General features: G+C 46.7%; 20 protein-coding genes and 1 tRNA gene. 8 read left to right on the top strand and 13 right to left on the bottom strand.

Features of this window, described 5'->3' with window-relative positions:
* Window positions 1-4 precede the first annotated feature (4 nt).
* The 5 genes from QUB66_RS07420 to smc form a co-directional block, all read right to left on the bottom strand.
* On the bottom strand, window positions 5-2,215 hold the full coding sequence (locus QUB66_RS07420) for a hypothetical protein (protein ID WP_332967156.1): 2,211 nt from the start codon (window positions 2,213-2,215) through the stop codon (window positions 5-7).
* 83 nt (window positions 2,216-2,298) lie between these two features.
* On the bottom strand, window positions 2,299-2,748 hold the full coding sequence (locus QUB66_RS07415) for a hypothetical protein (protein WP_332967081.1): 450 nt from the start codon (window positions 2,746-2,748) through the stop codon (window positions 2,299-2,301).
* A 65-nt stretch (window positions 2,749-2,813) separates the two neighbouring features.
* Entirely contained in the window at window positions 2,814-3,329 is a 516-nt protein-coding gene (locus tag QUB66_RS07410; protein ID WP_332967080.1) for a hypothetical protein, read from the bottom strand.
* A gap of 510 nt (window positions 3,330-3,839) precedes the next feature.
* A complete protein-coding gene (locus tag QUB66_RS07405) occupies window positions 3,840-4,856 on the bottom strand; it encodes a PRC-barrel domain-containing protein (RefSeq protein ID WP_332967079.1) in 1,017 nt (338 codons plus the stop codon).
* Between the two features lie 68 nt (window positions 4,857-4,924).
* Window positions 4,925-8,719 carry a chromosome segregation protein SMC gene (gene smc, locus QUB66_RS07400; protein ID WP_332967078.1) on the bottom strand — a complete coding sequence of 1,265 codons (3,795 nt, stop codon included), beginning with the start codon at window positions 8,717-8,719 and terminating at the stop codon, window positions 4,925-4,927.
* A 391-nt stretch (window positions 8,720-9,110) separates the two neighbouring features.
* Between smc and murA the strand changes: the two genes are divergently transcribed.
* The 5 genes from murA (at window position 9,111) to QUB66_RS07375 (ending at window position 13,845) form a co-directional block, all read left to right on the top strand.
* A complete protein-coding gene (gene murA / locus QUB66_RS07395; protein ID WP_265235832.1) occupies window positions 9,111-10,502 on the top strand; it encodes a UDP-N-acetylglucosamine 1-carboxyvinyltransferase in 1,392 nt (463 codons plus the stop codon).
* A gap of 174 nt (window positions 10,503-10,676) precedes the next feature.
* Window positions 10,677-11,549, top strand: coding sequence for a M48 family metallopeptidase (locus QUB66_RS07390; protein WP_332967076.1), 873 nt, complete (start codon window positions 10,677-10,679; stop codon window positions 11,547-11,549).
* Window positions 11,528-11,609: transfer RNA gene (locus tag QUB66_RS07385), tRNA-Leu, on the top strand. The genes QUB66_RS07390 and QUB66_RS07385 overlap by 22 nt, the downstream gene beginning before the upstream one ends.
* A gap of 311 nt (window positions 11,610-11,920) precedes the next feature.
* Window positions 11,921-12,796 carry a DMT family transporter gene (locus tag QUB66_RS07380; protein WP_332967075.1) on the top strand — a complete coding sequence of 292 codons (876 nt, stop codon included), beginning with the start codon at window positions 11,921-11,923 and terminating at the stop codon, window positions 12,794-12,796.
* 125 nt (window positions 12,797-12,921) lie between these two features.
* Window positions 12,922-13,845 (top strand): spermidine synthase, encoded by a 924-nt coding sequence (locus QUB66_RS07375; RefSeq protein WP_332967074.1) that lies wholly within the window; start codon window positions 12,922-12,924, stop codon window positions 13,843-13,845.
* A 442-nt stretch (window positions 13,846-14,287) separates the two neighbouring features.
* On the opposite strand, the gene QUB66_RS07370 is transcribed toward QUB66_RS07375, so the two are convergent.
* From QUB66_RS07370 to QUB66_RS07355, 4 genes are all read right to left on the bottom strand, one after another.
* A complete protein-coding gene (locus QUB66_RS07370) occupies window positions 14,288-14,716 on the bottom strand; it encodes a heavy metal-responsive transcriptional regulator (protein ID WP_265235837.1) in 429 nt (142 codons plus the stop codon).
* Window positions 14,717-14,831: 115 nt separating this feature from the next.
* Entirely contained in the window at window positions 14,832-15,128 is a 297-nt protein-coding gene (locus QUB66_RS07365) for a hypothetical protein (protein WP_265235838.1), read from the bottom strand.
* Window positions 15,129-15,163: 35 nt separating this feature from the next.
* Entirely contained in the window at window positions 15,164-15,322 is a 159-nt protein-coding gene (locus tag QUB66_RS07360; protein WP_265235839.1) for a hypothetical protein, read from the bottom strand.
* Window positions 15,323-15,480: 158 nt separating this feature from the next.
* Window positions 15,481-15,651, bottom strand: coding sequence for a hypothetical protein (locus QUB66_RS07355; RefSeq protein WP_265235840.1), 171 nt, complete (start codon window positions 15,649-15,651; stop codon window positions 15,481-15,483).
* Window positions 15,652-15,816: 165 nt separating this feature from the next.
* On the opposite strand from QUB66_RS07355, the gene QUB66_RS07350 reads away from it, so the two are divergent.
* The 3 genes from QUB66_RS07350 (at window position 15,817) to speA (ending at window position 19,867) form a co-directional block, all read left to right on the top strand.
* On the top strand, window positions 15,817-16,410 hold the full coding sequence (locus QUB66_RS07350; RefSeq protein ID WP_265235841.1) for a DUF3611 family protein: 594 nt from the start codon (window positions 15,817-15,819) through the stop codon (window positions 16,408-16,410).
* A gap of 137 nt (window positions 16,411-16,547) precedes the next feature.
* A complete protein-coding gene (locus QUB66_RS07345; RefSeq protein WP_332967072.1) occupies window positions 16,548-17,690 on the top strand; it encodes a helix-turn-helix domain-containing protein in 1,143 nt (380 codons plus the stop codon).
* Between the two features lie 167 nt (window positions 17,691-17,857).
* Window positions 17,858-19,867, top strand: coding sequence for a biosynthetic arginine decarboxylase (speA, locus tag QUB66_RS07340; RefSeq protein WP_332967070.1), 2,010 nt, complete (start codon window positions 17,858-17,860; stop codon window positions 19,865-19,867).
* A 290-nt stretch (window positions 19,868-20,157) separates the two neighbouring features.
* Here speA and QUB66_RS07335 read toward each other — a convergent pair whose 3' ends face one another.
* The 4 genes from QUB66_RS07335 to QUB66_RS07320 all read right to left on the bottom strand — a co-directional run bounded on the left by QUB66_RS07335 (window position 20,158) and on the right by QUB66_RS07320 (window position 25,262).
* Window positions 20,158-21,327 (bottom strand): NDP-sugar synthase, encoded by a 1,170-nt coding sequence (locus tag QUB66_RS07335; protein ID WP_265235844.1) that lies wholly within the window; start codon window positions 21,325-21,327, stop codon window positions 20,158-20,160.
* Between the two features lie 313 nt (window positions 21,328-21,640).
* Window positions 21,641-22,447 carry a segregation/condensation protein A gene (locus QUB66_RS07330; RefSeq protein WP_265235845.1) on the bottom strand — a complete coding sequence of 269 codons (807 nt, stop codon included), beginning with the start codon at window positions 22,445-22,447 and terminating at the stop codon, window positions 21,641-21,643.
* Window positions 22,448-22,915: 468 nt separating this feature from the next.
* On the bottom strand, window positions 22,916-23,743 hold the full coding sequence (locus QUB66_RS07325) for a DUF3153 domain-containing protein (RefSeq protein ID WP_265235846.1): 828 nt from the start codon (window positions 23,741-23,743) through the stop codon (window positions 22,916-22,918).
* A 211-nt stretch (window positions 23,744-23,954) separates the two neighbouring features.
* The gene (locus QUB66_RS07320) at window positions 23,955-25,262 is read right to left on the bottom strand and encodes a TldD/PmbA family protein (protein WP_332967068.1); all 1,308 of its coding nucleotides are present in this window, start codon (window positions 25,260-25,262) and stop codon (window positions 23,955-23,957) included.
* Window positions 25,263-25,426 lie beyond the last annotated feature (164 nt).

The raw sequence follows: 25,426 nt of genomic DNA, 5'->3' as shown, positions 1-25,426 counted from the left end.
CAACTTACCTATCGACAGCTAAATTGTTAATCTCCAGTTGACATTGCTTTGTTAAATCCTGTTTGTCGTTACTCAATACTTCAAGCAGCAAATAAACTGGATTTTTACCCCCAACAGATAGATTTAGATCGATCGCACTTTTGCCACCATACTCCATCTTCGCAGAGTCTATCAACTTACCTTGTTTGTCCCACAAAGTCAAGCGCAGGGCAACTCCCGGACATTGCTGGTTAAGTAAAGTGAGTTTGCCGGTAACTTGCACCCTGTCTGAAATAGCACCTAAATACAGAAAAGAAGTATCGAGTTTAGTGCTATTTTTAATGGGATGAGTTACAATTTTATATAGGTTATCAGATTCTCGACTGACTGAATAATTAGCACTTGTGTAGACTGACTGCTGCAAACTAATCCAATCTAACTGTGTGCCTGGTCGATCGCCTATTTGTTGCTGCATCGCGTATAAAGTGCGAACTGCTGTGCCTGTATCCGTGGGACGAATTCTCCGATAAATGCTGACAGTCACGCCGTTTTCTAACTTAAACTGTTCTGGTAACAACTGAAAATCGCGGGAAATTTCCCAGTTTTGAGTAAAGACATCATAGATAACTTTAACAACATCTTGCTCGTGCGATCGCAAAACTTGCTCATCACCAGCCAATACTTGCTGAAAAGGTGTAGCAACCGCCGCATATTGCGCCTGTAATAACTCCGGTAGCGGGTAAGTATCGCGGGAGTCAATTTGCGGCCTCCCGATGGTATTTAGTTTCCACCAACCCTCCGGCGGGTTTAATTTGCGATTAGCTTGTCTGAGTACATTAGCATTAAAACTGTTAGAAGCACCTGCAATATAAATTGGTTCCTCATTTGGTGCTAATTTTCGCAGAAACTCTACTAATTTTACAACTTCGCCGTAGTCCGATCGCACTAACGGCCCAAAATTACTCACAAACAGTCTTGACAAATCAACCTTCACAGGAATCAACCCGACGGCTGCATTCACAATCAGGTAAAAAGCCGCCCCGCCCAGCATCAAATAGCGGATTTTTCCCTTGAGTGTCAGCCAAGTTGTCCAGAAAAATGCTGACAAACCCAAAAGTGCGATCGGTGTCAGATGAATTGTATAGTGCAAGTAGCCGTAACGCAACACCAACAACCATTCAACCAGCGACAAAACCCCAAACAAACAAACAAAAATAGTCGCCCTAGGAACCAGCATTCGGGTGAGAATCCCCGCCGAAAAACCAATCAGTACCAGCACCCAAGTTCCCAAACCGTAAAAAGACGCATAACGAGTTAAAATATCATTAACAGGTAAACTCCAAGCAGCATACAAATTGCCGTAATTAACTGTCAGAGCACTGCGAGTAAAATCCCCCGCTACCAACATTAAAACAGTCAAGCTAGTTGCAGCTATCAAACCCAATTTAACGCCAGATTCAAACAAATTTTTCCACGCTTTGTTTTGAATAATTTTATCTAGAAATCCTAAATAAATTGTGGGATGGCTTTGAGCAGCGTCCCCATCAAAATTCATAACTGAGTTGGGATTTTTATACTGTACACAAAACTCCACCAAAGCCTGTAAACTAGCCGCACCCAAAAATGCGATCGCACTATAAGCAAAATGTCTCCGCCACAGAATCGCCGCCGCCAGAAACAATCCAATTAACGGCATCTTCCACCAAGATTTCAGCTTAACATCCTGCAAATAAACCCAAATTGCCAACGCTATAAACACACAGCCGCCAGTATCCAAATATCCCCGCAGAGTCGGTATCCAACTCATCGGAATCAATAAACTCAGCAGCACAGTTGACCAAAACACCCGCTGCGGATCAACTGGAATAAGCCTTGCAGAAATTGCCCCTAATAACAAGCGAAAAGGCAGGACATAAATCAGCGAAATGCTGAGAATGTAACTCAACCGAGAGTCACCAAATAACAGAATAAACGGCACTAACGGCAGCGTGATTAACAGGTTTTTTTCTTTGGATAGCGAATCTATAACTCCGCGCCATGCTTGATCCGGCGAGTCTCGAAATAAATTTGCCGTGTTAACTGTAGCGGTGTTGTATCCCGCGTAATCCCACCAATAAAAAGTACGTTCGCTAGATACATAAATTGACGTTAATCCAACCGTTGCCAGAACCAGCAAAAACAGGAACAACCCATCAATCAGAAACTTGCGACGCAACTTAAAATCAAATAATCCCATCACTCGAACAACCCCAAATAATTCCTAAACTTCCTCTTTCTTCCTTCGCGTTCTTCGCGCAGCCTACACGCGGTTCGTTAACTTTACTTTAAAACAGTACCTTGCAAAAAAACATCCAACTTTTCCGCATATTGCAGATTCGCCGTCGCACTCGGATGAATATCATGAGGTAAATTATTATTTCCCGGTACTTTCAAATCCACAGAAATATCTACTGTCGCAATTCCCTCCTGACTCAACTCATCCAACATCTTAGCAGAACCGGCATTAATTCCCGCCACAACCAACTTAACATTATTAGCCTCAGCCACGCGGTGAAACTCTTTAATAATTGCCTTAGAAACATCGTGACTTTTGTACAATCCCTCCTCAAATTGATTGTAATTTACCTCCAGCAAATTCACAAATGCCGAAACCCGCATCAGGGGCCACTCGGGATATTCCAGTTTAGCCATGCTGTAGGTAAAATTATTTTCTCCACTCAGCCTAGCATCGGGCTGCAACAGAATGCCGAGTTTATTCCAAGCAACCATTTGCTTGCTTCTCGCCCTCAATAAAGTATTGCGCCTATCGTGAAATCCCGCATAAGCAATCACCGCTATTTTGGGTTTTTTCCTTGTTTCAGTGCTTCTTTGAATTGAATAAACGAGTGCAGCGTGCCGTAGCCGTTAACCCCAAAGTTAACTATTTCATACTTAGGTAATTTTTCTTGCAGCAACCACGCATAAGTTTCGCTGTCATTCAACGACCAACCGTAGGTAAAAGAACAGCCAAATATCCATATTTCCGGCTTGTTTGACGATTGATTGTAAGTATTGAGCGGATGTGTTATCCTTAAGCTATTATTGAGATGAGTTGCCTTAAATGAGTAATTGCCGTTAAGCGTGACTTTGAATTTTCCCGGCAAATGCTTGTAGCCGAGCTCCGAGTCTTTGGTGAAAAAGTTACCTTTTGGTTCGACTGCTACATCGACATTTTCTATTTGCCAGGGTTTGTATCCCGCCACTCTCAAGACGATTTCAGCACTGCCGGCAGATATAAATATTGGGATAATTATATAAGTTATTAATCTGAAAACAACATTTTTAGCAAAATCTTTTTGGATCATTAACATAAGATGAAATGTCAGCCAAAGTATAGTAAACTGCCATGCGAGTATTATCTATAGCAATCCTAAATCATTATCCCTACCGCGAACATAAATGTGATTTCCCCAAAATCCATCTGTAGGGACACTCAAGATGCCGTGTCCCTACAGAAAATCATTTAGGATTGCTATAGTTCATCGATCTAATTTAATTAGATTCAGCGCCTTTACTGCATCCCCCAATCTACCCCACTCGATTGTTTGCCAGAATTAAATATTATTCGTAAAACCCGTGCCTACAAAATATTGGTTTAAACTGAGATATTGCACCATTCTCAATTACTTGTTTAGGAACAGGCTTTCCGGCCTGTTCCACAAGAGATGAATTTTATTGTGGAACAGGCCGGAAAGCCTGTTCTTGACATCAGCAACGGGCAAGATGCCCGTTCCACAAAAAATAAACTTGATTGTGGAACGGGCATCTTGCCCGTCCTTAAGAAGAGTGCAAAATATTGGTTTGAGCTAATTGATTAATTCCTAATAACCAGCCTCTTCCTCATACTCAGGAGTCTTAGTCTTCTCAGGGATATTCACGCGAGGAGCCTTGTAAGGCTTCGGCGCTTCATCGTCAGCCCAAGCATCAGCCTCCACATCATCCTCGTACTCGTACTCAACCACCGACTCCTTCGGGCTAGAAACCTCAGGGCTGTACTGCTTCGCCTCGTACTCATCGTCCTCGTAATCGTCCTCCTCGCCGCCCCAATTATCCTCTTCGTACTCATCATAATCGTCGATCGGCTGAGGCTGCATCACGCGCATCTGCTGCGGCTGGCGTACCGGCGGCCGATTCCACTGCGAATCCTCATCCCAAGGAACTTCCTCAACCACAGGCTGCGCTACTCGGCTGCGCATTTCCGGTGCAGGAATCCGCACGCCCGGGCCCAATTGATTTCCCGTAGCCACGGGTTTCGGATAATAACCTTGCTCGTCCTCTTCGCGCTCCCAAGGTGCTTGGCCCAAACCGACGCGCTCCAGCAAACCCACACTAAGCTGTCTCAGCCTTTCCTCGGAACCTTCAAACACAATCAAGCGGTTCGGGCCACTGCTGACAATTTCCTCAATCCCCAACTCATAGGTACTGAGAACTTGGTCAGGGATTTGGGGGATTCCCAGGGAAGCGATAATTATAGAAACTAACTTACCGTCTTCGGGGTCGAACCTAAAGCCTCGCACCCTTCCCAAAAGTTCGCCGGTTTCGGTGATCACTTCGCTGTTAATCAAAATGCTGTAGACTTCAACATCAACATCATCTTCGATCGCACTTTCATCTTCCACCAACAGCACATCGCCGATTTCGCTGACATTGCTGAGGAACATAAACCTCGGTAGTCCAGCGACCGCAAATATATTATCACGTAGACCGATCGCCACAACTTCCCGCCGATCGATGTCCACCCACAATTGACTGACTACACCCAAGCGTTTACCTCTGTCGCGGGTGATGACCTGAGTGCCGAGAATATCGGAGCGTTGGCAAATTTGTTCGGATGTCATTCTAACTCTAATCCTGATTTATTAAGTACATATATCACTCAACACGATCGTCAACTGAGACACTGAGACTACAACTTAAGTCCTATGACTTGAGTATAAGCTCCCCGCGCTTGAGTAACACCAATTGTACGCTCAGCCGATTGAATCATAGGTCGCCGCAAACTCACAACAATAAACTGGGCTTGTTCAGACTGTCGTTTTATCATTCTAGCTAATCGCTCCACATTTGCCCCATCCAGAAACATATCCACCTCATCAAAAGCGTAGAACGTAGACGGGCGGTAGCGTTGCAGCGCAAAAATAAAACTCAGCGCCGTCAGAGACTTTTCGCCTCCCGACATAGAAGCCAGCCGCTGAACAGGTTTACCCTTCGGGTGAGCGACCAAATTCAAGCCACTGCTGAAGGGGTCTTCCTGATCATCTATCTGGAGATAGCCGTCACCTTCGGAAAGTTCCGCAAAAATAGTCTGGAAGTTCTCGTTAACCGCATCGAAAGCTTCCTTAAAAGCGCGCCGCCTGAGTGTAGTAAAGTTTTCAATTCTCAGCAATAGTTCAGTGCGTTCTCCTGCCAATGTCGTCAACTTTTGACTCAATTCTTGCAGGCGTTCTTGAGTACGATTGTACTCTTCCAAGGCTAACATATTCACTGGTTCTAGAGCTTGAATACGTTTGGCGATCGCCTTTACTTCCTGCTGCAACTCCGTCAAATTAGCTTTCTCGACATCTTCTGGAATCGACGGCACCGGATCGGGCATTTCCGCCCGCTGCGTTTCCATGAGAGTGCGAACTGCGGCTAATTGTTCGCGGCGTTCCTGCTGAGTTTCGTGCAGTTTTTGCAACTGCCATTGTAACTGTTGTTTCGCCAAATGCTGCTCTCGCAGTTGAGATTCCGCCCGATCGCGATCGCCCTTTTCCACACCCAATTTCTCCTCAATTTGGGCCAAAGCCGCCTTAGCTGTCGCAATTTGGCGATCGAGTTCCAACTGCTGCGAAACAATCCGGTTGACAGCATCAGTTCCCGCATTTTGCTGCACTTGCCATTCCTGCAATTTCTCGCTGCCTTCCTTAATTTTCTCCTCCAAACGCCCGAATTGATTTTGCAAGTCTCCTTGGCGCTGCTGGGCGTTTCTGTGAGCCAATTCTCGCTCCTGCAATTGCGCTTCCAGAGTCCGCAAACCAGACTGCATTTGCTGCCATTCGCTGTGACTATTCGACTCTTCCAACTGCGCCAAAGTTTGGCGGTACTGCTGCAATTGAGTTTCCTGTGCGGGCAATTCTGCTTCCAGCAACTGCAATCGGGTTTGCGAATTAGTCAATTCCTGAGTATTTTTCGTAATTTGCGATCGCACTTGTGACTGTTGCGCTTGCAAATTCTTAATTTCTGACTCCAACTGTTCCAAGCGCAACTGATGTTCGCGCAAATTCTGCTTCGCCTCCATCAATTCTTGGCTGCGAGTTTTGACAGCAACAGCCGCGCGATCGATCGCAATTTTGCACCGTTCCAAAATCCGCTCAATTTCCTCAAGACGTTCTTGCAGAGAAGCAATTGTCCGCGCTTCATCCGCCGCCACACTAGCATCAACCGTGCCAAAATGCAAAGTTGACCTATTCGCAGAACTTCCCCCAGTCATCGCGCCGCTGGTTTCCAAAATTTCCCCATCCAAAGTCACAATCCGATACTGTCCCAAATAGCGGCGGGCATCAGTGAGATTGCTAAACACCACCGTACTGCCAAAAACGTAAGCAAAAATCTCCTGATAGCGCGCATCGCAATCAATCAAATTCACAGCCGCATCCACAAAACCCGCCGCCCGCCGCAAATTTTCATTCACCGAATACCTGCCGCCCCTAATCTTATTCAAAGGCAAAAACGTCATTCTTCCCGCCCGTTTTTGCTTCAACAATTCGATCGCCGCAGCCCCCACACTGTCATTTTCCACCACCATATTACCCATCCGCCCGCCCGCTGCAATTTCCAGCGCCAACTGAAAACGCGGCTCCACCCTGCCCAGTTGAGCCACCAAGCCACAAACTCCGCCAATTCCGCTTTGCGCGACAATTTTTGCAGTAAACGTGCCAGTCGCTTCTTGCAGTGCTTGAAACTGCACTTCGAGCTTATCTAACTTGCGCTGTCTTTCCCGTTGTTCTTCCAACAAACGAGTTTGAGTTTCCTGTTGCAGTTGCAATTCTTGTTCAGCTTGGATTAAAATCTGATTCAGCGATTCTACTTGCAAAGCAGCGATGCCTTTGGTTTCCCCAAGGCGAGATTGCTGAACTTTTTTGCCTGCAATTTCCTCTTCCAATCCTTGCAGCGATTGGTTTTGTTCTTGAATTTGACTCTGGAGGCGATCGACTCTTTCGCCAATGGTAGCTTGTTCTGTACGCTGCGGTTCCAAAGTTTGTTGAATTGTTTCGATTTGGCGGTGCAGTTCCGTTTGCTGCTGTACCCAAACTTCGGCCGTCGAGGCGATCGCATTTGCAACTTCCCGACTCTTATCTAAATTTTCCCGCGCTTCATCCCGCTGTTCCTGAAAAGTGCCTATTTGAGACATAACATAGGATATTTCAATCTCAATTTGCTCCAAACTTTGCCGAAATTGCCGAACTTCTTGCTCAGTTTGTGCTATGTTTGCCGCCATTTGTCCAGCAGTTGTTTCCAAATCCTGTTTGCGATTTTGGAGTTGTCGCCGTTCCGCTTCCTGAGTCGCAATCGTCGCTTGCAAAGCCAACAATTCCGACTCTCCCAAAGCTTTAACGCGGGCATTCAGCGCGTCAAGTTCGGCAGTTGAGGCTTGAATTTGGGTGCTAATTGCTTGCAGTTGTTCGGTGAGAGAGGTAGAATTGCGATCGCCCGTTTCGATTTGTTCGCGCAGTTTCCATTCTTGCTTTTGCAACTGACGGAACTTGAGCACAATTTCCCACTGCGACTTTTCTTGGAATTCCGCCCGCAATTTTTGATACTTTTCGGCTTTTGTGCGATCAGAAGCAAGTCTATCGCGCTGAGAAATCAGTTCTTTTTCGACAATCCCGCTGCGTTCTTCCACTTCCTTAACTTCATCCAACTTCTGCCTTGCGAGAGAGATTTTGCGATCGAATTGAGCCACTCCTGCCAATTCATCAATAATTTCTCGGCGTTCCTTAGCATTCATCGAAATAATGCTGGTAACGTCTCCTTGCAAAACAACGTTATAACCTTCGGGATAAATTCGCAAACGGTTAAGTTGTTCGTGCAGTTGAGTTAGTGTGCAAGGTGCGCCATTAATGTAATAAGTTGACGTGTAAGTTCCTTGACGAGTGACTCGGAGTTTGCGTGTCACACTCCACTCGTCCGGTTTTTGATCTTTAATTGTCGATTTTTGATTGGTAGCGAGTAGTTGTCCGTTGTTGTCTTGAGTTGTGGCAATTTCTATTTCTTCGACTTCTTCAGCAGATAACTCTTCCAATTTTGGATTGGTAGTAGATGATTGTCCGTTATTGTCTTGAGTTTCTGGAATTTCGACCGCTTCTACATCTTCTGCTTCAACAGACAAATCATCCGCTGCCTTTTCTTCCTCATCCTCGTCCTCATCTTCATCCTGGGCGAACCATTCATCACCCACATCTTCCAGCGCAAAGGTAGCAGTCACGCTAGCTTCAATCGTACCGCGCTTATTTTGGGCGGTGTTCACCAAGTCCGGCAAACGTTCAGCCCGCATTCCCTTAGAAGTCGAAAGTCCGAGACAAAACAGCAAAGCGTCGAGGATGTTGGACTTCCCTGAACCGTTGGGCCCGGAAACCACAGTAAAACCTGGCAGCACGGGAATGGACGTTGTGCCACCAAAAGATTTAAAGTTAGTTAGTTCGATCCGCTTAATGTGAACCATATGCTAGGAGTAGCTTTGGCTCTAGGGTGTTGTCACAGGGTAGCACAGGCATTGGGGCGATCGACAACTTATGAAATTTCCGGCATTGTCGATCGAACCGATATCTTACACCTTTGTCAACAACCCAGCCGGCTTTTACTTAAAAAGTTCATTGACAAAGGTACAATATCTGTGATCCGAGCGATCGCTACAAATGAACGTAAATTTTGATACAAATAACTCCATGAGACTCGATCGACATAATTTGTGCGATTAAACCTGAAAAGCTTACCCAGACTCAATGCTAGCAAATATAATTCCCACAATTCCTAATGTTACCCCTAGACATATAAAAACTTTCCGGTAAAATCGAACCAAAATTAATAATGTATAAAGTAGCAAAGCGAATATTATGGAGGGCAAAATCATTACACCAGCTCAGAACACGTCTAACCTGCCAGCTTCACCCGAAAGCGACCAACAAGTATTGCAAATTTGGGGTCGCCAGCCCCTGAAAGGACAGGTAAAAATCAGCGGCGCCAAAAACTCGGCCCTAGTAGTCATGGCCGGAGCTCTGCTGTGTCCCGACGATTGCCACATCCGCAACGTTCCCGCCCTAGTCGATGTCGCCCGCATGGGGCAAATTCTCTCGGCTGTAGGAGTCAAAGTACAGCAGAACGGCGACGTTTTAGATATGAACGCCAGCAACCTCATAGACGCTCAAGCCCCCTACGAATTAGTCAGCCAACTGCGGGCGAGCTTCTTCATCATCGGGCCACTGCTAGCGCGTTTGGGATTTGCCAAAGTGCCTTTACCGGGAGGTTGCGCCATCGGAGCCAGGCCCGTTGAGCTTCACGTTCGGGGCCTGCAAGCTCTCGGCGCCGAAGTCCACATCGAGCACGGTACAGTTCACGCTTACGTCAAAGGGCCGAACCGTCGCTTGAAAGGAGCCAAAATTTATTTGGACTACCCCAGCGTCGGCGCAACTGAAACTTTGATGATGGCGGCGACTCTGGCTGAGGGAGAAACGGTGATTGAAAACGCGGCCCAGGAGCCGGAAGTCGTCGATTTGGCGAATTTCTGTCGCGCTATGGGAGCCAAAATTCAAGGCGCGGGCACAAATACGATCGTCATTTCGGGAGTTGAAAGACTGCACGCGGTAGACTATGCAATTATTCCCGATCGCATCGAAGCCGGAACATTTTTATTAGCAGGAGCCATCACTCACTCAGAAATCAGTTTGTCGTCGGTAATTCCCGACCACCTGACGGCAATTATTGCCAAATTACAGACAATGGGGGCGAAAATAATTGTAGAATCCGACATTGTGCGGATAGTTCCCGGCAAAATTCACACCGCCACAGACATCGAAACTCTGCCTTACCCAGGTTTCTCCACAGATATGCAAGCTCCGTTTATGGCTTTGCTGACGCTGAGCGAAGGAGACAGCATGATCAAAGAAACCGTATTTGAGAACCGCTTGCGCCACGTAGCAGAACTCAACCGCATGGGCGCCGACATTCGGGTTAAAGGCAATGTCGCCGTGGTGCGCGGAGTGCCGATGTTGTCTGGTGCGCCAGTAGTCGCAACAGATTTGCGGGCTTCGGCGGCTTTGGTGCTGGCGGGACTAGCAGCCGATGGTGTCACCACAATCAGCAGCTTGCAGCATTTAGACCGTGGCTACGAGCAGTTAGAGGTGAAACTCCAAAAATTGGGAGCTAAGTTGCGGCGCGTCAAGGAGGGCACAGACCCGGCTAATGCTGAGGTTCCTGTCAATCCTGTGCGATCGAGTTTAAACTGTTAATTAGTCATGAGTCATTAGTCAGCAGTCATTAGTCATTAGTTAGCAGTCATTAATCGGTAGGAAGAAGAAAAAAATTCAATCTTTTTTAATGACCAATGATTAATAACTAATCACCAACGACTAATCACCGATGACTAATGACTGTTGACTATTGACTCATGACTAAGGACTAAAATGTCAAACATACCGCTCATCGGTTTAAAAGCAGACCAGTTTCGTCACCCGCTTGACTTAGAAGCCACCAACACTCTCAAACAACTGCCCGGCCTCGATTTGATGGTGCGACAGTTGCTGGGACAACTTGGCGAACAGTTCTTCAGGCTCGAAAATCTGGCTTCCAGCGTCCAAGTCGGCGAAAATCAATTGCCACACCTGCATCAATTGCTGGTGGATGCCTGCACAACTCTGGATTTGGAGGTGCCGCAGCTTTATGTCCGCCAGCATCCGATGCCGAATGCTTACACCTTTGCAATGCGGGGAAAACAGCCTTTTGTGGTGATGCACACTTCCCTGATTGATTTGCTCACAGACGAGGAAGTTAAGGCAGTAATCGGTCATGAATTGGGACATTTGAAGTGCGAACACGGAGTTTACCTGACTCTGGCTAATTTAATTGTGTTGGCCGCCGGTCAAATTTCGCCTGTGGGAACCATACTCGCCCAGGGTTTGCAGGCGCAAATGTTGGAATGGCTGCGGTGTGCCGAATTTACGTGCGATCGCGCAGCCTTACTCGCCACCCAAGACCCCAGAGTGGTAGCATCGGTGTTGATGAAACTGGCCGGAGGTTCGCCGACGTTAGCTCCGAAACTTAATCTAGATGCGTTCTTGATTCAAGCGCGAGCCTACGATGACCTCAGCAGTACAGAACTTGGGGAAATGTTGAAGCAAGCTCAAACGGCTCAGTTATCCCATCCTGTACCAGTATTGCGCGCCAGAGAGATCGATCGCTGGGCAAGTTCAAAAAATTATGAATCTTTGCTTGCAGAAAGTCGATCGGTATGTTATGATGGTGAAACAAACAAAAAGGGCGGGTGGCGAAATTGGTAGACGCATCAGACTCAAAATCTGACACCGAAAGGTATGAGAGTTCGATTCTCTCTTCGCCCACTACTAAAAAATCTTAATAAATCTAGGGTTCCAGATGATAAGTCTGGAACCCTAATTTATATAGGCATAGGGCATAGGGCATAGGGCATGGGGCATAGGGCATAGGGCATAGGGCATAGGGCATAGGGCATGGGGCATAGGGCATAGGGCATAGGGCATAGGTGTCCTCACAAATAACAACTAAGCTGTTGTGCATTTAAATTGCATATTCGGGGCGATGCTCAGAGCAACGCCCCACAAGAGTTTGATTATTTCTTCGCATACAATTTAAATGCACAATAGCTTAACAACTAACCACTAACCACTAATTTATGGGTGAAATCGCCGCTTTAGGCGCTGGATTTGTCTGGGCTCTCTCTTCCACAATTTGGCAGCGAGTCGGACAGCAAATCCCCGCAGTCGTATTAAACTTGGTCAAAGGTGCGATCGCACTTTTCATGCTCCTCGCCACTATACTAATTTTAGGCAAATCCTTACCAGCAGTCAACCCCAATATTTTAGCAATGCTGCTCATCAGCGGCGCATTAGGAATTGGCATTGGAGACACCGCTTGGTTTATTGTCTTAAAATATTTAGGTGCAAGACGAGCGCTGCTTTTAGAAACCCTATCTCCCCCTTTAACAGCATTATTCGGCTTCATATTTTTACAAGAAAAGCTATCGCCCATTGCTTGTACAGGTATCCTTTTAACAATCTGCGGTGTAGCTTGGGTAATTGCCGAAAGAACCGCCGAAACAACCTTACCATCCAAACATCTTTGGCAGGGATTAGGCATTAGTTTATTAGGACAAACAGCCCACGCCGGAGGAGCAGTTTTATCCCGCGCCGCCTTCACTCAAATAGATATTGACCCCTTGTGGACAGCGGCCTTGCGTTTGAGCGGCGGTATGGCAGTTATGCTGTGCTTCCTCAACCCCACAAACCTTGACACTTTCCAACAATTAAAAGCGCCAAAAATATTAGGTGCAATAATTTTAGCAGCTTTTTTAGGAACCTATCTCGGAATTTACCTGCAACAGACTTCGCTGAAATATGCACCCGCAGCCATCGCTCAAGCACTGAGTTCTACCAGTCCCCTATTTATACTGCCTTTAGTCGTACTCGCGGGCGAAAAGGTTAGTCTCCGGGCTGTTGTGGGAGTGGTTTGTGCGATCGCCGGAATCGCGCTATTATTAGGTTTAAGGTGATGCTATTTGAAATTTGAGATTTTAAGTTTCAGATTTTATACTTGATACAACTTCCCAACAAGAATAAAACTATATATCAGCCTCAAATCACGATACTCGTCAGTAATTCTCAAATTTAAAATAGTATGAATTATGCTCCAAACGAGCGGCAAGTTAACAGTTTAGCAGTTACCTGCCAACAAATCAACTGGCTTCAACAACAGCCAGATGGCATCATATTTCAACAAAATTCCGGCGACAGCATTGTAGCAGTCAAAAAAGACAAATCATGCTTACTCATGGTTTTGGTAGACAGAGAAACTTTGAGTACAAGTGTTGCTCAATCAATTCTAGACCTCAACAATCCACTCAAATTAATATTTCCATATTCCCGATCAATGCTGCTAGCATTATTATGGAAAAATCAACCAAAAAATATTTATATAATTGGCTTTGGCGGTGGCACTCTTCCCAGATATTTTCACTCCTCTTTCCCTGACGCGATAGTCGAATCTGCTGAGATTGACGCCACAGTAGTCGAAGTTGCTCAAAAGTTTTTTGGCATTCAATTCGATGACAAACTAAAAGTAGCTATTCAAGATGGTCGTCAATATCTCGCCGCACAAAATCCCACTATAAAAAATGATATAATTATTGTGGATGCTGGTTTTGGCAGCGGCTATATGCCCTATCAATTGGTGACACAAGAATTTTACCAACTCTGCCAAACTCACTTATCAAATACGGGTGTTGTAGCTATTCACCTGTTCCACAAACAAGAGTTTAATGCGGCAGCGGTGAAAACGATTCAAACTGTGTTCGCACAAGTTTATATATGTAATTTAGACGCTGGTAACAGCATTGCGTTCGCCACGAATGCTCCAGATTTAGCTAGAAATGAAATTTTCTTGAAAGCCGAACTTATTCAAGATTTCCACAATTTAGAATTTTCCTTAATAGAAATGTCGCTTCAGCTCAAAAAAGTAGCTGAATTGCCGGAATGGGTGAAAATTTGGGAAACGCTGCCAATTTTTACAGATGCTGCAATTCCGAGGGAATATTTGGACTGATCACAATATTTTCAAGCCATAAAAAATCTTGCTATCACACAAGGTTTAAGCGAAGTGAAATGGAGGATTGTATCGTTCAATATTTTCGCTTGTGCGTCGTCATGAGATTTTCGCTATGTTTTTAGTACGAGCAATGGCGACGTACTGTACATATATTGCATTGATTTTTGAAATTGGTTAAACCAACTACTTGACACTAAAATTGTGGTAATTTATAATGGAAGTAGTGCTAACAAATAAAAACATGAGACTAAAAAGTTGGGAGTCTCCTCGAAGCGAGGGCAGAAACTCCAAAGGCAAAGGCGGCTCGGCTAGAGCTCGACAGCTCAAAAAGCAACAGCAAACTCTACGGAAAAAGTTAAAGGCTCAAAACCACAAACCAAAACAGCAAGGGAAGGAAACCGATAATTCCTTCCCTTTTTTTGTATCTTCCTGCCGTTGCTCAATCCCGCTGAATGTTCGGACAAATCGTGCGAGTAATGCTCGCGGGTGAGGGTTGCTCTTGCCAGCGGTTCAGAATACCTTGCAACTCCCCTTTCAAAGTTTCTAACGCTGCAATTTGCCCGGAAATTGCCTCTACCTTCGCCGTTAGATGCTGCTTTGCTTCAGAGCAAGGCAACTCTCCCCGATCGCGAACCTGTAAAATATCCTTAATCTCCTGAAGGCTCAAACCGAGAGCCTGAGATCGTTTAATAAACGCCAACCTGTTGAATACCGCTTCCCTAAACAAGCGATAACCAGCCGGCGAGCGCTCTACCGCCGGAGACAGCAAGCCCATCTCCTCATAGTAACGAACAGTTTTTACCGATAAACCGCTACAACCCGCTACAGAGCCAATTTTGTAGAGTTTGTCGGCAACATTAATATTCATAACCAAGCCTCAAAGATCGAAGATCGAAAGACTTTTTTGATCCTATCTTTTAGTATTGCCTCAGATGCAGGCTGGCGCGATCGCCACCTCACCGAGTCGCCGTTGCCCGCTAATCTTAATAAGGAGGATTTTTCTTGGACACGTTGTTGAGCGTGGGCAACTGAGGTCGAGAAGACTGAGGAGGAAGATAGTATTCGGCCGCAGGTGCGGGTTGTTCGGCTCCAGAGCGGTAAATTTGCCACCAGCGGAGGGCGATCGCCACCCCAGCAGTACCCAGCCCAAAAGCGAATAAAGAGCCGCTGGCACCGATACTGCCGATCGCTGCATCGACAACGCCCACCGTCACAATAAAGCTGGTAATTGGCTCTTTACGGTAAGCAGACCTCAAAAGTCGCGTCCACGAAGCATTCATTTGGTTTTACTCTGTTCTATATTTATTTGCAAGCTCTAAAAATTAGAGTTGGCGGTGCGATCGGGATTTCTAGTCTTGAAACTAGCTGAACCTAAATTTATATTCTCGCCTGTGCGGAATTGTACGGGAGCACGGTCAAATTGCCAAGCTTGTCCAATCAAAATATTTGCCCCAAATACACCTCCACAAGCCAACTATTGCCTTCGGCGAACTTAGATCTCTCGACAGACAAGCCGTTGGGCTGGTTCCTAATTAATATTCTAATCAATTGCACGTGTCGCGGTCAGCAGAGGTGACACCCACTGTTGCCTGGTCAGCATTGAGTGTGAGGCTGACCGCGCCATTGCTAAGATTAGTTGAGACCTAACCAGGCCAGCAACCCCTGCCCTGTGACATACTCGATAATTAAAGTTAGGGAAAAACCGATCATCGCGGCTCTACCGTTCAGGCGTTCCGCGTAGCTGTTGAAGCCAAACTTTGGTTGTTCCAGTTTGGGAGTGACGGTGGGTTGTAGTTGTGCCATTGCTTTGGATACCTTGCGATCGACGCTATTCAAATGTGAAATCGAATGTTAGTTACAAATCTTAAACATTTCTGCTTCTATTATAAGGAGGGTTAACCACCGTCAACCGTCCCCGCTCAAAAAACTGCTGCCAATTAAAGCCACTCAATTATATCCGCTCAAAATATGACTAATCAGTTAGATAACGATAAGCTTCCGGTAGCTGCACAGCGAGTTGCCTTTGCCCTTCGTACAGCAGGCTGGGTGTGCTTCTGGGTGCAGTCAGTGCTGGCGGTGGTGGCGACGATCATTTTGCTCTTTGCCATCCCCTTCGCTATCCCCAGCGCCACCGCCCCTGGGAGTTCAACCAGTGCCGGCACCGGCGGCGGCGTATTTTTTGCCCTTTGCGGGCTGGCAGTGCTGGTTTACAGCGTATATCGCGCTTTCCGCTTCACCCGCTTGTCGAGAGAATTGCGATCGCCCGCCGCCAATACAGTCCGCCCCAAAAAAGCAGACACCATCAAACAAGTGCAGTTAACTCTGATCAGCAACTTATCAGGAATGCTCCTGACACTGATCGGTGCAGAGGCAATCAGTGGCACGCTTTTAGCCAAATCTTTAGCTCAGCCGCAAGCTTTGTTCGGTGCGGCAGTCGATTTCAGCAGATTTATTCAGCCTTTAGACATATTTGTGGTACTAGCCAATACTCACGCCACTGTTGCCCACTTTGTCGGGATTATCGGTGCTCTGTGGTTGCTCGATCGCATCCACAAGCAATAGAAAATCGGGAATTGGGAATTGGGAATTGGGAATTGGGAATTGCGACTCTCCCCCTCTCCCCCAACCGAAATCCGGAATCACTGCCAAGCTTTAGAAGAACGTACTCAGATACCTTCTAGCAAGACAACATAAACATCATGGCACTGAAACCCGAGGCTTATTTTGGGGTGACAGATCACGCAACTATTGAAATTTCTCAAGAAAGTTTTCGTTCTGTCCTCGGTCTAATAGAAGCTGAACTCCTCTGTAGCGACACCTACAGCCAAGCTCTAGCTAGCTTGCAAACGATGTTGGGTGAAGCAGCCTCCGCTGCCGAAATTTTAATTAGAGCAGTTAGCAGAGAAGCCGTTAAGCTCGCATTCGATCGGTTTCCTAAACCAAACAAAACGGAAATACAAGTTGCCCAAGAAAGTTTGGCGACTGCAATTGGCGCCGCACCCTCTGTTAAAGAATTAGAGCCACCAGTAGATGCTCCTGTTTTCTATTGGCGCAGTGCTAGTGTCGAAGCGCCTTCTAACACCGAGTCCGATACTGAAAATTGCGATCGAGAGTCTAACACTTTAGAAGACAACAAACCAGCGCCCCAAGACGAAATTCAAGTCGAGTCGGCTGCAACTGCAACTGTCATCAGCCCCGCCAAATCCTTGCCAGGGTTCGGTTTTCCCAAGAAACCTAAAAAACTCACCAACGAAGAAGCAGCAGTAATGGCAGTTCAACAGCGAGAAGAGTGCTTGCAGGAGTTGGGCAGAGAATTGCGCAAGGGGCGGCAAGTTCGATCGCTATCCCTCCAGCAACTCCACAGTCAAACTCTCGTCCCGCTGCACCACATCGAATCAATCGAAAATGGGGAAATGGAGAAACTGCCCCAAGATATTTACGTTAGAGGTTTTATCCGCAGACTCGGCGACGCTTTGGGGCTAGACGGCACCGCGATGGCGAATGCTTTGCCCAAACCCGCTCCGAGCGACATTTCTAGCACATATTTGTCTATTTCCAACTCACAGTCAGACGAAGGCTTTCAAATGCGTCCAGTGCATTTGTACATCGGCTACACCGCTTTGATGGCGGGGGCGATAGGAGGTGTAGGTTGGCTGTCGCAGCAACCCGTGGTGCCGGGGGCAAATGCAGCACCTCCAACGCAGGTGACACCGCCAGCCTCAGTTGCACCGTCTCCGAAAAGCCAAGCCCCGACACCTCAACCGGGTTTGAAGAAGTCTAACAGTCACGGAGGAATGATTATGGGGGCTGACATGGCTCCGCCGGAGGTGATTTTTGGTTAGAGTGTTGTTGGGCGATCGATCGCCCGACAACACTCTAGGCACAGGCCAAGTTTCAAAATCTCAAATCCCCCAATCGTGTCCCCAAAGTGAATTTTCAATTACATCAGGAAACCCAATATGTGCGATAAACTATCTATTTGACCAGTCATTTCGAGGTTTCCGAGAAAATGAGTTCCCCTGCCACCGTTGCTTCCTCCGATCTCGATCCGCTATCGACTCAGCCACAAACAGTCACGAGTTTGGCTGTATCGCACAGTGCTTTGGTAGCCGCTTCTCAACTGCCACAAAAATCTTGGACAATAGAAGATAGCGAGAAACTATACCGCATTCAAGGTTGGGGCGAACCCTATTTTTCGATCAATGCCGCCGGTCACGTTACAGTCTCTCCCAAGGGCGATCGCGGCGGTTCCCTCGACTTGTGCGAACTGGTAGAATCGCTCAAACAGCGAAATTTGGCTTTGCCCCTGCTGATTCGATTCTCTGATATTTTGGAAGATCGGATCGATCGCCTAAATTCCTGTTTTGCCAGAGCGATCGCCCGCTACAATTACAAAAACGTCTATCGCGGTGTCTTTCCAGTCAAATGCAACCAGCACCGACAATTAATTCAAGACTTGGTGCGTTTCGGTCAACCCCATCACTTCGGACTAGAAGCCGGCTCAAAACCAGAATTAATGATCGCTTTGGCGACCTTAAAAACCCCAGGCGCTTTGTTAATTTGCAACGGTTACAAAGACCGCGAATACATCGAAACCGCAATTTTGGCTCAGCGGCTAGGGCAAACTTCCGTGATTGTGCTGGAGCAAATTGAGGAAGTAGAACTCGCAATCGCAGCGAGCAAAGCATTGGGAATTAAACCGATTTTGGGGGTGCGAGCCAAACTCACTACCAAAGGTATTGGCCGCTGGGGAGGTTCCACGGGCGATCGGGCAAAATTTGGCTTGACCATTCCTGAAATTATCCGCGCCGTCGGGGAACTAGAAAAAGCTGGAATGCTCGACTGTTTGCAGTTACTGCACTTCCACATCGGCTCTCAAATTTCCTCAATTAGCGTCATCAAAGACGCCATTCGGGAAGCCAGCCACATCTATGTAGAATTAGCGAAATTGGGAGCTAACATGAACTACTTGGACGTAGGTGGCGGGCTCGGCGTTGACTACGACGGCTCTAAAACCAACTTCCACGCTTCCAAAAACTACAATATGCAAAACTACGCAAACGACGTAGTGGCGGGAGTTAAAGATGCCTGCGATGAGCGGAAACTGCCGGTGCCAATTATCATTAGTGAAAGCGGGCGGGCGATCGCATCTCACCAATCAGTCTTAGTTTTTGACGTACTCGGTACTAGCGATGTCCCCAGAGAAGTACCAGAACCAGTAGACGAAAACGCACACCAAATTCCGCGCAATCTCTACGAAATTTATCAATCTATCACTCCCGAAAATTACCAAGAAGTCTATCACGATGCTATCCAATTCAAGGAAGAAGCAATCAGTTTATTTAACTTAGGCTATTTGGGAATTGCGGAACGGGCAAAAACCGAACAGTTGTACTGGGCTTGCTGCGATAAAATACAGACAATCGCGCGGCAAAAAGACTACGTACCGGACGATTTGGAAGACCTAGAAAAGGTGATGGCGTCCATTTATTACATCAACTTATCTGTTTTTCAGTCAGTACCAGATAGTTGGGCAATTAACCAATTGTTCCCAATTATGCCAATTAACCGACTCGACGAAGAACCGACTCAACGAGGAATTTTAGCTGATCTCACCTGCGACAGCGACGGCAAAATTGACCAATTTATCGATTTACGAGATGTCAAGTCGGTTTTGGAGCTGCATACTCTCAAACCCGGAGAACCTTACTATTTGGCGCTATTTTTGGGAGGTGCTTATCAAGAAATTATGGGCAATCTTCACAACTTATTCGGCGATGCAAATACAGTTCACATTCAGCTAACGCCTTCTGGCTATCATATCGAACACGTTGTGAAAGGGGACACTATGAAAGAAGTTCTCAGCTACGTACAATATGATGCAGAAAGTTTGGTTGAAAGCATCCGCCGTCAGACAGAAGCAGCTTTGCAGCAAAATAAAATTACTCTTTCCGAGGCCCAACTTTTGCTGCAAAATTACGAGCGGAGTCTCAGTCAATATACTTATTTGCAGTCCTAGTCAGTTGACAGTTGACAGTTGACAGTTGACAGTTGACAGTTGGCAGTTGGCAGTTGACAGTTGACAGTTGACAGTTGGCAGTTGACAGTTGACAGTTGACAGTTGACAGTTGACAGTTGGCAGTTGGCAGTTGACAGTTGACAGTTGTCATTAGGAGTGCTGTCCCCGATCGCGAACCTCATCCAAGGTCATTAGTCATTAGTTGACAACTGATGACTAATGACCTTGGATGAGGTAGAGTGCAAAAGGAGAAATTTACCAATTAGCAATTACCAATTAGCAATTACCAATTATTCACCACCAGTGTCGCTGAGAATTTGTGCGATCGTCCGCTGCTCTTCTCCATGTACAGTTGGTAAAACTTGGCGAGCGTCAGTAATCAGCCAATCGAGAGCCGCCGCTTGCAAATCGATCGAAGCCCCGGTTTTATCAACGCAGTAGCGCCCGAACACCAGTTTGTCAACCAACCGCACCTCCGGCCCCAAACGGGAATACTCAAAAATCACGCTGTTTTCCACAGTCGCCCCGCTGCAAAGCCAACAATTTGGGCCGATCATTGTCGGGCCGACAATTTTTGCTCCGTCTTCAATTTTCGTCATCCCGCCAATGTAAACAGGCCCGGTAATATCAACTTTGTCCCAGTTCACAGCTACATTCAAACCAGCGTAAATACCCGGGCGCACTTCAATTCCCGGAATCGAAACATTTTTGATTTCTCCCAACAGCACGCTCTGAATAGCCCGCCAATAGTCAGGAACTTTTCCGATATCCACCCACTCAAAGTCCATGCTAATCCCGTAAAAAGGCGCTCCTGCTGCTACTAGGGCCGGGAATAACTGCGAACCGATATCGTATTCCTCACCCGAAGGGATGTAATTGAATATTTCCGGTTCAAAAATATAAATACCAGTGTTAATGTCGGTACTCAGAGCTTCCTCTACAGAAGGTTTTTCTTGGAAATCTTTAATTTTGCCAGAATCGTCTGTTACCACAACTCCGTAACTAGGAACCTGCTCGCGGGGAACTGATTTCATCACAATAGTAGCGATCGCCCCTTTTTCCCGATGCCACTTCACAGCAGCAGTCAAGTCCAAGTCAATCAAAGCATCGCCGCACAGCACCACAAAAGTATCGTCAAAAAACGGCGAGAAGTCCTGAATTCGCCTCATGCCGCCAGCGGAACCGAGAGCCTCTCCAATCAGTTCTCCGTCCTCAATTCGCCCTTCAAAAGAATAGCCAATTTGTACCCCAAACTTTTGACCGTCACGGAAGTAGTTTTCAATCACATCTGCGAGGTGGGAAACATTGACCATAATCTGGTCAAATCCGTGCTGGCGGAGCAATTCTACCAAGAACTCCATCACAGGCTTTTGCAGGATGGGAATCATCGGTTTGGGTATTGTCTGAGTAATGGGACGGACGCGAGTGCCTTTACCTGCCGCCAGAATCATCGCTTTCATTCTTAACTTCCTCAACCCTCTGTTAATTGATATCAACTCAACAATTAGATGCTAGCGGTTGCGATCGCATCGATGGCGATCGCAGCAAAATCCTGACCTGTTTATAGGCGACATCGTACCAGGCTATCAATCATTTATGCCCAATTTGCCTGTTTGCCTGGATTTAACCAACCAGGAATCAGAAATCAGAAATAATATCAAGTCAGGGTGAATGCAGGTACATTGCGCTAGGGACGGGTTCGCCCGGATATCTGTCAAGAGTTCCAGAGACCGGTCAACCCGCCCCGGAAGCCTATCTGATGCACATCCAAGCTCACAGCGCCCTGATTTTGAGGTCTTGATAAAACTCCTCTTGAAGCAACTCTACTTTAGACTGAGCCGACAGCAGCAACAGCGCCCAAAAAACACCCACGCGGTCATAATTGGGCAAGGGAACTTCCCCAGTCGATAGCGGGGGCTGATGGTCAACAGAGGAATGCAAACCGTTATGATGCCAGAGTTCCAGCAATTTGTCCAATTCGAGCCAACCCTCGTCAATTTCTGAGCCGCGCTGGGCGAGAAACTGATCGAGTTCATTAGCCGTTTCCACGAGATTTTCTTGGTGAGCCAGCTCAAATATAGCCTGGGCTGCTTGCGATCGCATTTTTGAGGTCGGGCGGCGCCGGGGAGCAACTGTCTGCTCCATTGCAGCTTTCATCAACTGCAACTGCTCGATCAGTTCTGGGAGAGTCACCGGGCGTTTTTGTGGCAGTTGAGCTACACCGCGACGGCGCAATTGCCGCTCCAGATGCTGCGGCAAATTTCGCCCTCGTTCTGCGTCTTCGAGGGCGGCTTCGTCCAATTCGGGATTTGGCGGGGGTTCTGAGAGGACAATACTTTCTGCTTTGAGCAAAACCAGCATTGAAGCGTACAAAAACGCTTGGCCGGAGTGGGACAAATCGGAGAAATCCGAACTCTGATCGGCATCGGAGGCGTTGGTGAGTTGGCTCAAACATCGATCGAACACTTCAATGACTTTAACGTCCCAAGGATCGATTTCTCCCCGTTCTGCTAAGTCAATTAAAATTGCGATCCCCTCAGAAATAGTTTCTAAACCATTTTGATCTCTGGAAACAGCCATTCGATTTTATGTTTTATATTTTATATTTTAGATTTGTACTCTCCGAAAACGAGAGAGCATATCAACTTAATTGGTACTCATTTCAGCAGTCTTGACCTCAGTCGAATCTGCACTTTCTAACAAAGGTGGTTTGGCTTCTACTTCTGCTTGATCAGAAAATTGGGTTTTAAACCCAATTTTCTGATAATTTGAACGGTAGTCGGCTCTGTATTTTCGATGCTGAATAATACTAGAGCCAAGCAAATCAGAAAGATGAAGAAGAAGTTTAATACTCGCATTTTCTGTTCCTAATTCTCAATTCCGGTTATGCAAATTATTTGCCATTTGTCAACTTTTTTTGCAGAGGCTCCCAGTTTTTTTTGATAATATCAAATCTGGTCAATGAACGATAATATCCGAGGGGCGGGTTTATGGGAACTTTGAGAGTTTATTGAACCGCGAACCCGCCCTGGAGCGAACATATCCTTTTTAGGTTTGGCTGATGTTTTGCGGTTTTTTGCTAATTCCCAGCGCTGGCAATATTTGATATTTCACAGCAATACCTGCCGCTACAAATAAGGCAATAATCAGCGCCCCAATGCCTACGGGACTGGGAATCCAGAATGTCGCCTCCAAATAGTTAAGTTCCCCCGGCTTCAGCTTCCAAACTAACTGCTTTCCCTGCTGATAGCTTTGGGGAACCAGCGCACCGGCGACAGTAGTTTCAATATTTTCGGCACCCCAAGGCGTGTTCAAGCTAAAGTCTAGCTCCAAAAGTCCCCCCGGACTCAGCAGCGGACTGCCGTTTGAGGAAAGCAGAGAAAGTGAGCGTAAATCCAATTCCAAACTTAACCGATTTCGCAGCACCAATAACAAATTATTCTGCTTGACATTCAGGTGAGATTCAAACTTGGGTAAATCGGTTTCTAGGGGACTTGCGACGCGAGATTTGTTGGTTTGTGCGATCGGATTGTAGAATTGGTTGAACTTGTCTTCTAACTCGGCTCCATTATTAAAAGGAATAGTCACCATAACTTCTGTCTCGGAAAGCCGTTTAGTTTTTCCATCCAGCAATCTCACCCGCTGTTCTACGCTTTTCAACCAATCTCGAACGGTTTCGCTGCTGAAACTCGTCAACCTTTCCCCGAGTTTAATGTGCTGCACGATTTCGCCGCGAGTTTGACTCTCAAAGTTAACTCCGACATCGTACTGAACACAGCCAGTCACTAGAGTTAAAAGACACAAGACAAAAGGTAAAAGAAAGAAAAACTTTTTTTTCCTCTTCCCAGTTCCATCCTTGACAATTTCCTGCTTCATTTTACCTTTTTTCCTATTTTTACCTTTAAACCGCTTCTAAAAACCTGAAGAACTCATTCAACTGTCAACTGTCAACTGTCAACTGTCAACTGTCAACTGTTTAAGGTACAACCAATAGTCCGGCAAGGGTTGAAACCCCTGCCTCAAAGCTCAAGTCATCTCAAGAGGACTGAAGAACTCATTCAACTGTCAACTGTCAACTGTCAACTATTTAAGATTGCCTCGAAGCTACACCCAACTGTTGAAACAGCATACTCGGCAAATATGCTGCACCGCCTACCCATTCGGCTTCGCTGCTTAAATCTGCCAAATTTTTAAAGGCTTCAAAAATGCTGCCTGCCACCATTGTATTCTTGACGCGACCGACAATTTTGCCTTTTTCTACTTTATAGCCTAAGTCCAAGTTGACAGAAAATTCGCCAGCTAACTGATTGGATTGGCCGGCACCTAAAACTTGCTCTATTATCAGGCCTTCGTCCATGCTAGCAATCAAGTCTTGGGTGCTGGTATTTCCTGGGGAAATGCAGAAGTTAGTCAAATCTGGGCCTGGGCGAGACAATCCGCCACGAAAACCGTTGCCGGTTGATTGTACACCGGCGCGGGCGGCCCATCTACGATCCCAATAAAATCCGGCGACGGTACCTTTGTCAATCAAGGTTTTGCGGGTGGTTGGTGTACCTTCGTCGTCGAAGGGACAGGCGGAAGGGCCCAAAGTTGGGTCTTCAAAAAAGGTGAAGCGTTCGTCAAATAAGGTTTCGCCGATTTTGTCGGCTAGGGGAGAGGCTTTTTGGACTACTGTTTGACCTGACAGGATGGTATCAAATAGGCTTCCTAATGTGCTGGCGGCGGCTCTGGGGGTAAATAAGACTGGGTAGGAACCGCTGGTGATGCTGGCTGGATGTTCGGCGAGGCGGTATTTTTCGAGGAGTGATTGTAGGATGCTGTTGGTGTCCAGGGGTCGATCGCGCGCGACATCATAACTGTATGCTTGCATAAAGTCTTCTCCTACTACCAAATTTCCGGCGATCGTCCCGCTGACTATTTGGCTGCTTCTTTCGGCATACACGTCGCGCGTCGTGGCAATTTTCACGCGGCCGCTGCGGACGTGAAAGCCTACATCTACCATAATATCGGGATTGTAGGCGTGAACTTGCTCGATGAGGTTTTTGCCGTTTTCGACTAATTCTTGGGTTGTGGGCGGAGTGTAGGTGGTTTCCGGGCCTTTTAGATGGAAGTTGGAGGCGAGTTCAAATTCTGCGGGGTCGCCGATTTCGGCTGTTTGAATCGCTGCATCTACTAAGTCGTCTATCCGGGTTAAGTCTGTGGAACTAGCAAAGCCGATTTTGCCTTTGTAAATCAGCCGGAGTGCTACGCCTTGCAGTGCTTTGGTTTGCAGGGATTTGAGGCGATTGTTCTCAAATTCGATCGGCGTGTCTTGACTGGATAGGTAGTATACTTCAGCAGCATCAGCTCGCTGACTTGCCAATTTCAATATCTGTTCTATGGTGGAATCGCTCACAATAATCGCCTTTCTGGTTTGGTCTTTGTTCTATTTTAGCGATTTTGGGTGTGGGCGGAAACTGGGTTTTTTCGCAAAATTTGGAGGAATTGCATCGGAATGATTTAACCGCAGAGAGCGCAGAGGACACAGAGGAAGAGTATTGAGAGATGAATACAGGACGA

The organism is Microcoleus sp. A2-C3, assembly GCF_036706065.1.
In the GTDB taxonomy this organism is placed as follows: domain Bacteria; phylum Cyanobacteriota; class Cyanobacteriia; order Cyanobacteriales; family Microcoleaceae; genus Microcoleus.
The sequence above is the reverse complement of the archived record's forward strand: the minus strand, read 5'-3'. Positions and strand labels throughout refer to the sequence as shown.

Excerpts from the sequence above, each read along its gene's own strand:
- QUB66_RS07420 (WP_332967156.1), bottom strand. The coding sequence starts at position 2,215 with ATGGGATTATTTGATTTTAAGTTGCGTCGCAAGTTTCTGATTGATGGG.
- QUB66_RS07415 (WP_332967081.1), bottom strand. The coding sequence starts at position 2,748 with ATGGTTGCTTGGAATAAACTCGGCATTCTGTTGCAGCCCGATGCTAGG.
- QUB66_RS07410 (WP_332967080.1), bottom strand. The coding sequence starts at position 3,329 with ATGTTAATGATCCAAAAAGATTTTGCTAAAAATGTTGTTTTCAGATTA.
- QUB66_RS07405 (WP_332967079.1), bottom strand. The coding sequence starts at position 4,856 with ATGACATCCGAACAAATTTGCCAACGCTCCGATATTCTCGGCACTCAG.
- smc (WP_332967078.1), bottom strand. The coding sequence starts at position 8,719 with ATGGTTCACATTAAGCGGATCGAACTAACTAACTTTAAATCTTTTGGT.
- murA (WP_265235832.1), top strand. The coding sequence starts at position 9,111 with ATGGAGGGCAAAATCATTACACCAGCTCAGAACACGTCTAACCTGCCA.
- QUB66_RS07390 (WP_332967076.1), top strand. The coding sequence starts at position 10,677 with ATGTCAAACATACCGCTCATCGGTTTAAAAGCAGACCAGTTTCGTCAC.
- QUB66_RS07380 (WP_332967075.1), top strand. The coding sequence starts at position 11,921 with ATGGGTGAAATCGCCGCTTTAGGCGCTGGATTTGTCTGGGCTCTCTCT.
- QUB66_RS07375 (WP_332967074.1), top strand. The coding sequence starts at position 12,922 with ATGAATTATGCTCCAAACGAGCGGCAAGTTAACAGTTTAGCAGTTACC.
- QUB66_RS07370 (WP_265235837.1), bottom strand. The coding sequence starts at position 14,716 with ATGAATATTAATGTTGCCGACAAACTCTACAAAATTGGCTCTGTAGCG.
- QUB66_RS07365 (WP_265235838.1), bottom strand. The coding sequence starts at position 15,128 with ATGAATGCTTCGTGGACGCGACTTTTGAGGTCTGCTTACCGTAAAGAG.
- QUB66_RS07355 (WP_265235840.1), bottom strand. The coding sequence starts at position 15,651 with ATGGCACAACTACAACCCACCGTCACTCCCAAACTGGAACAACCAAAG.
- QUB66_RS07350 (WP_265235841.1), top strand. The coding sequence starts at position 15,817 with ATGACTAATCAGTTAGATAACGATAAGCTTCCGGTAGCTGCACAGCGA.
- QUB66_RS07345 (WP_332967072.1), top strand. The coding sequence starts at position 16,548 with ATGGCACTGAAACCCGAGGCTTATTTTGGGGTGACAGATCACGCAACT.
- speA (WP_332967070.1), top strand. The coding sequence starts at position 17,858 with ATGAGTTCCCCTGCCACCGTTGCTTCCTCCGATCTCGATCCGCTATCG.
- QUB66_RS07335 (WP_265235844.1), bottom strand. The coding sequence starts at position 21,327 with ATGAAAGCGATGATTCTGGCGGCAGGTAAAGGCACTCGCGTCCGTCCC.
- QUB66_RS07330 (WP_265235845.1), bottom strand. The coding sequence starts at position 22,447 with ATGGCTGTTTCCAGAGATCAAAATGGTTTAGAAACTATTTCTGAGGGG.
- QUB66_RS07325 (WP_265235846.1), bottom strand. The coding sequence starts at position 23,743 with ATGAAGCAGGAAATTGTCAAGGATGGAACTGGGAAGAGGAAAAAAAAG.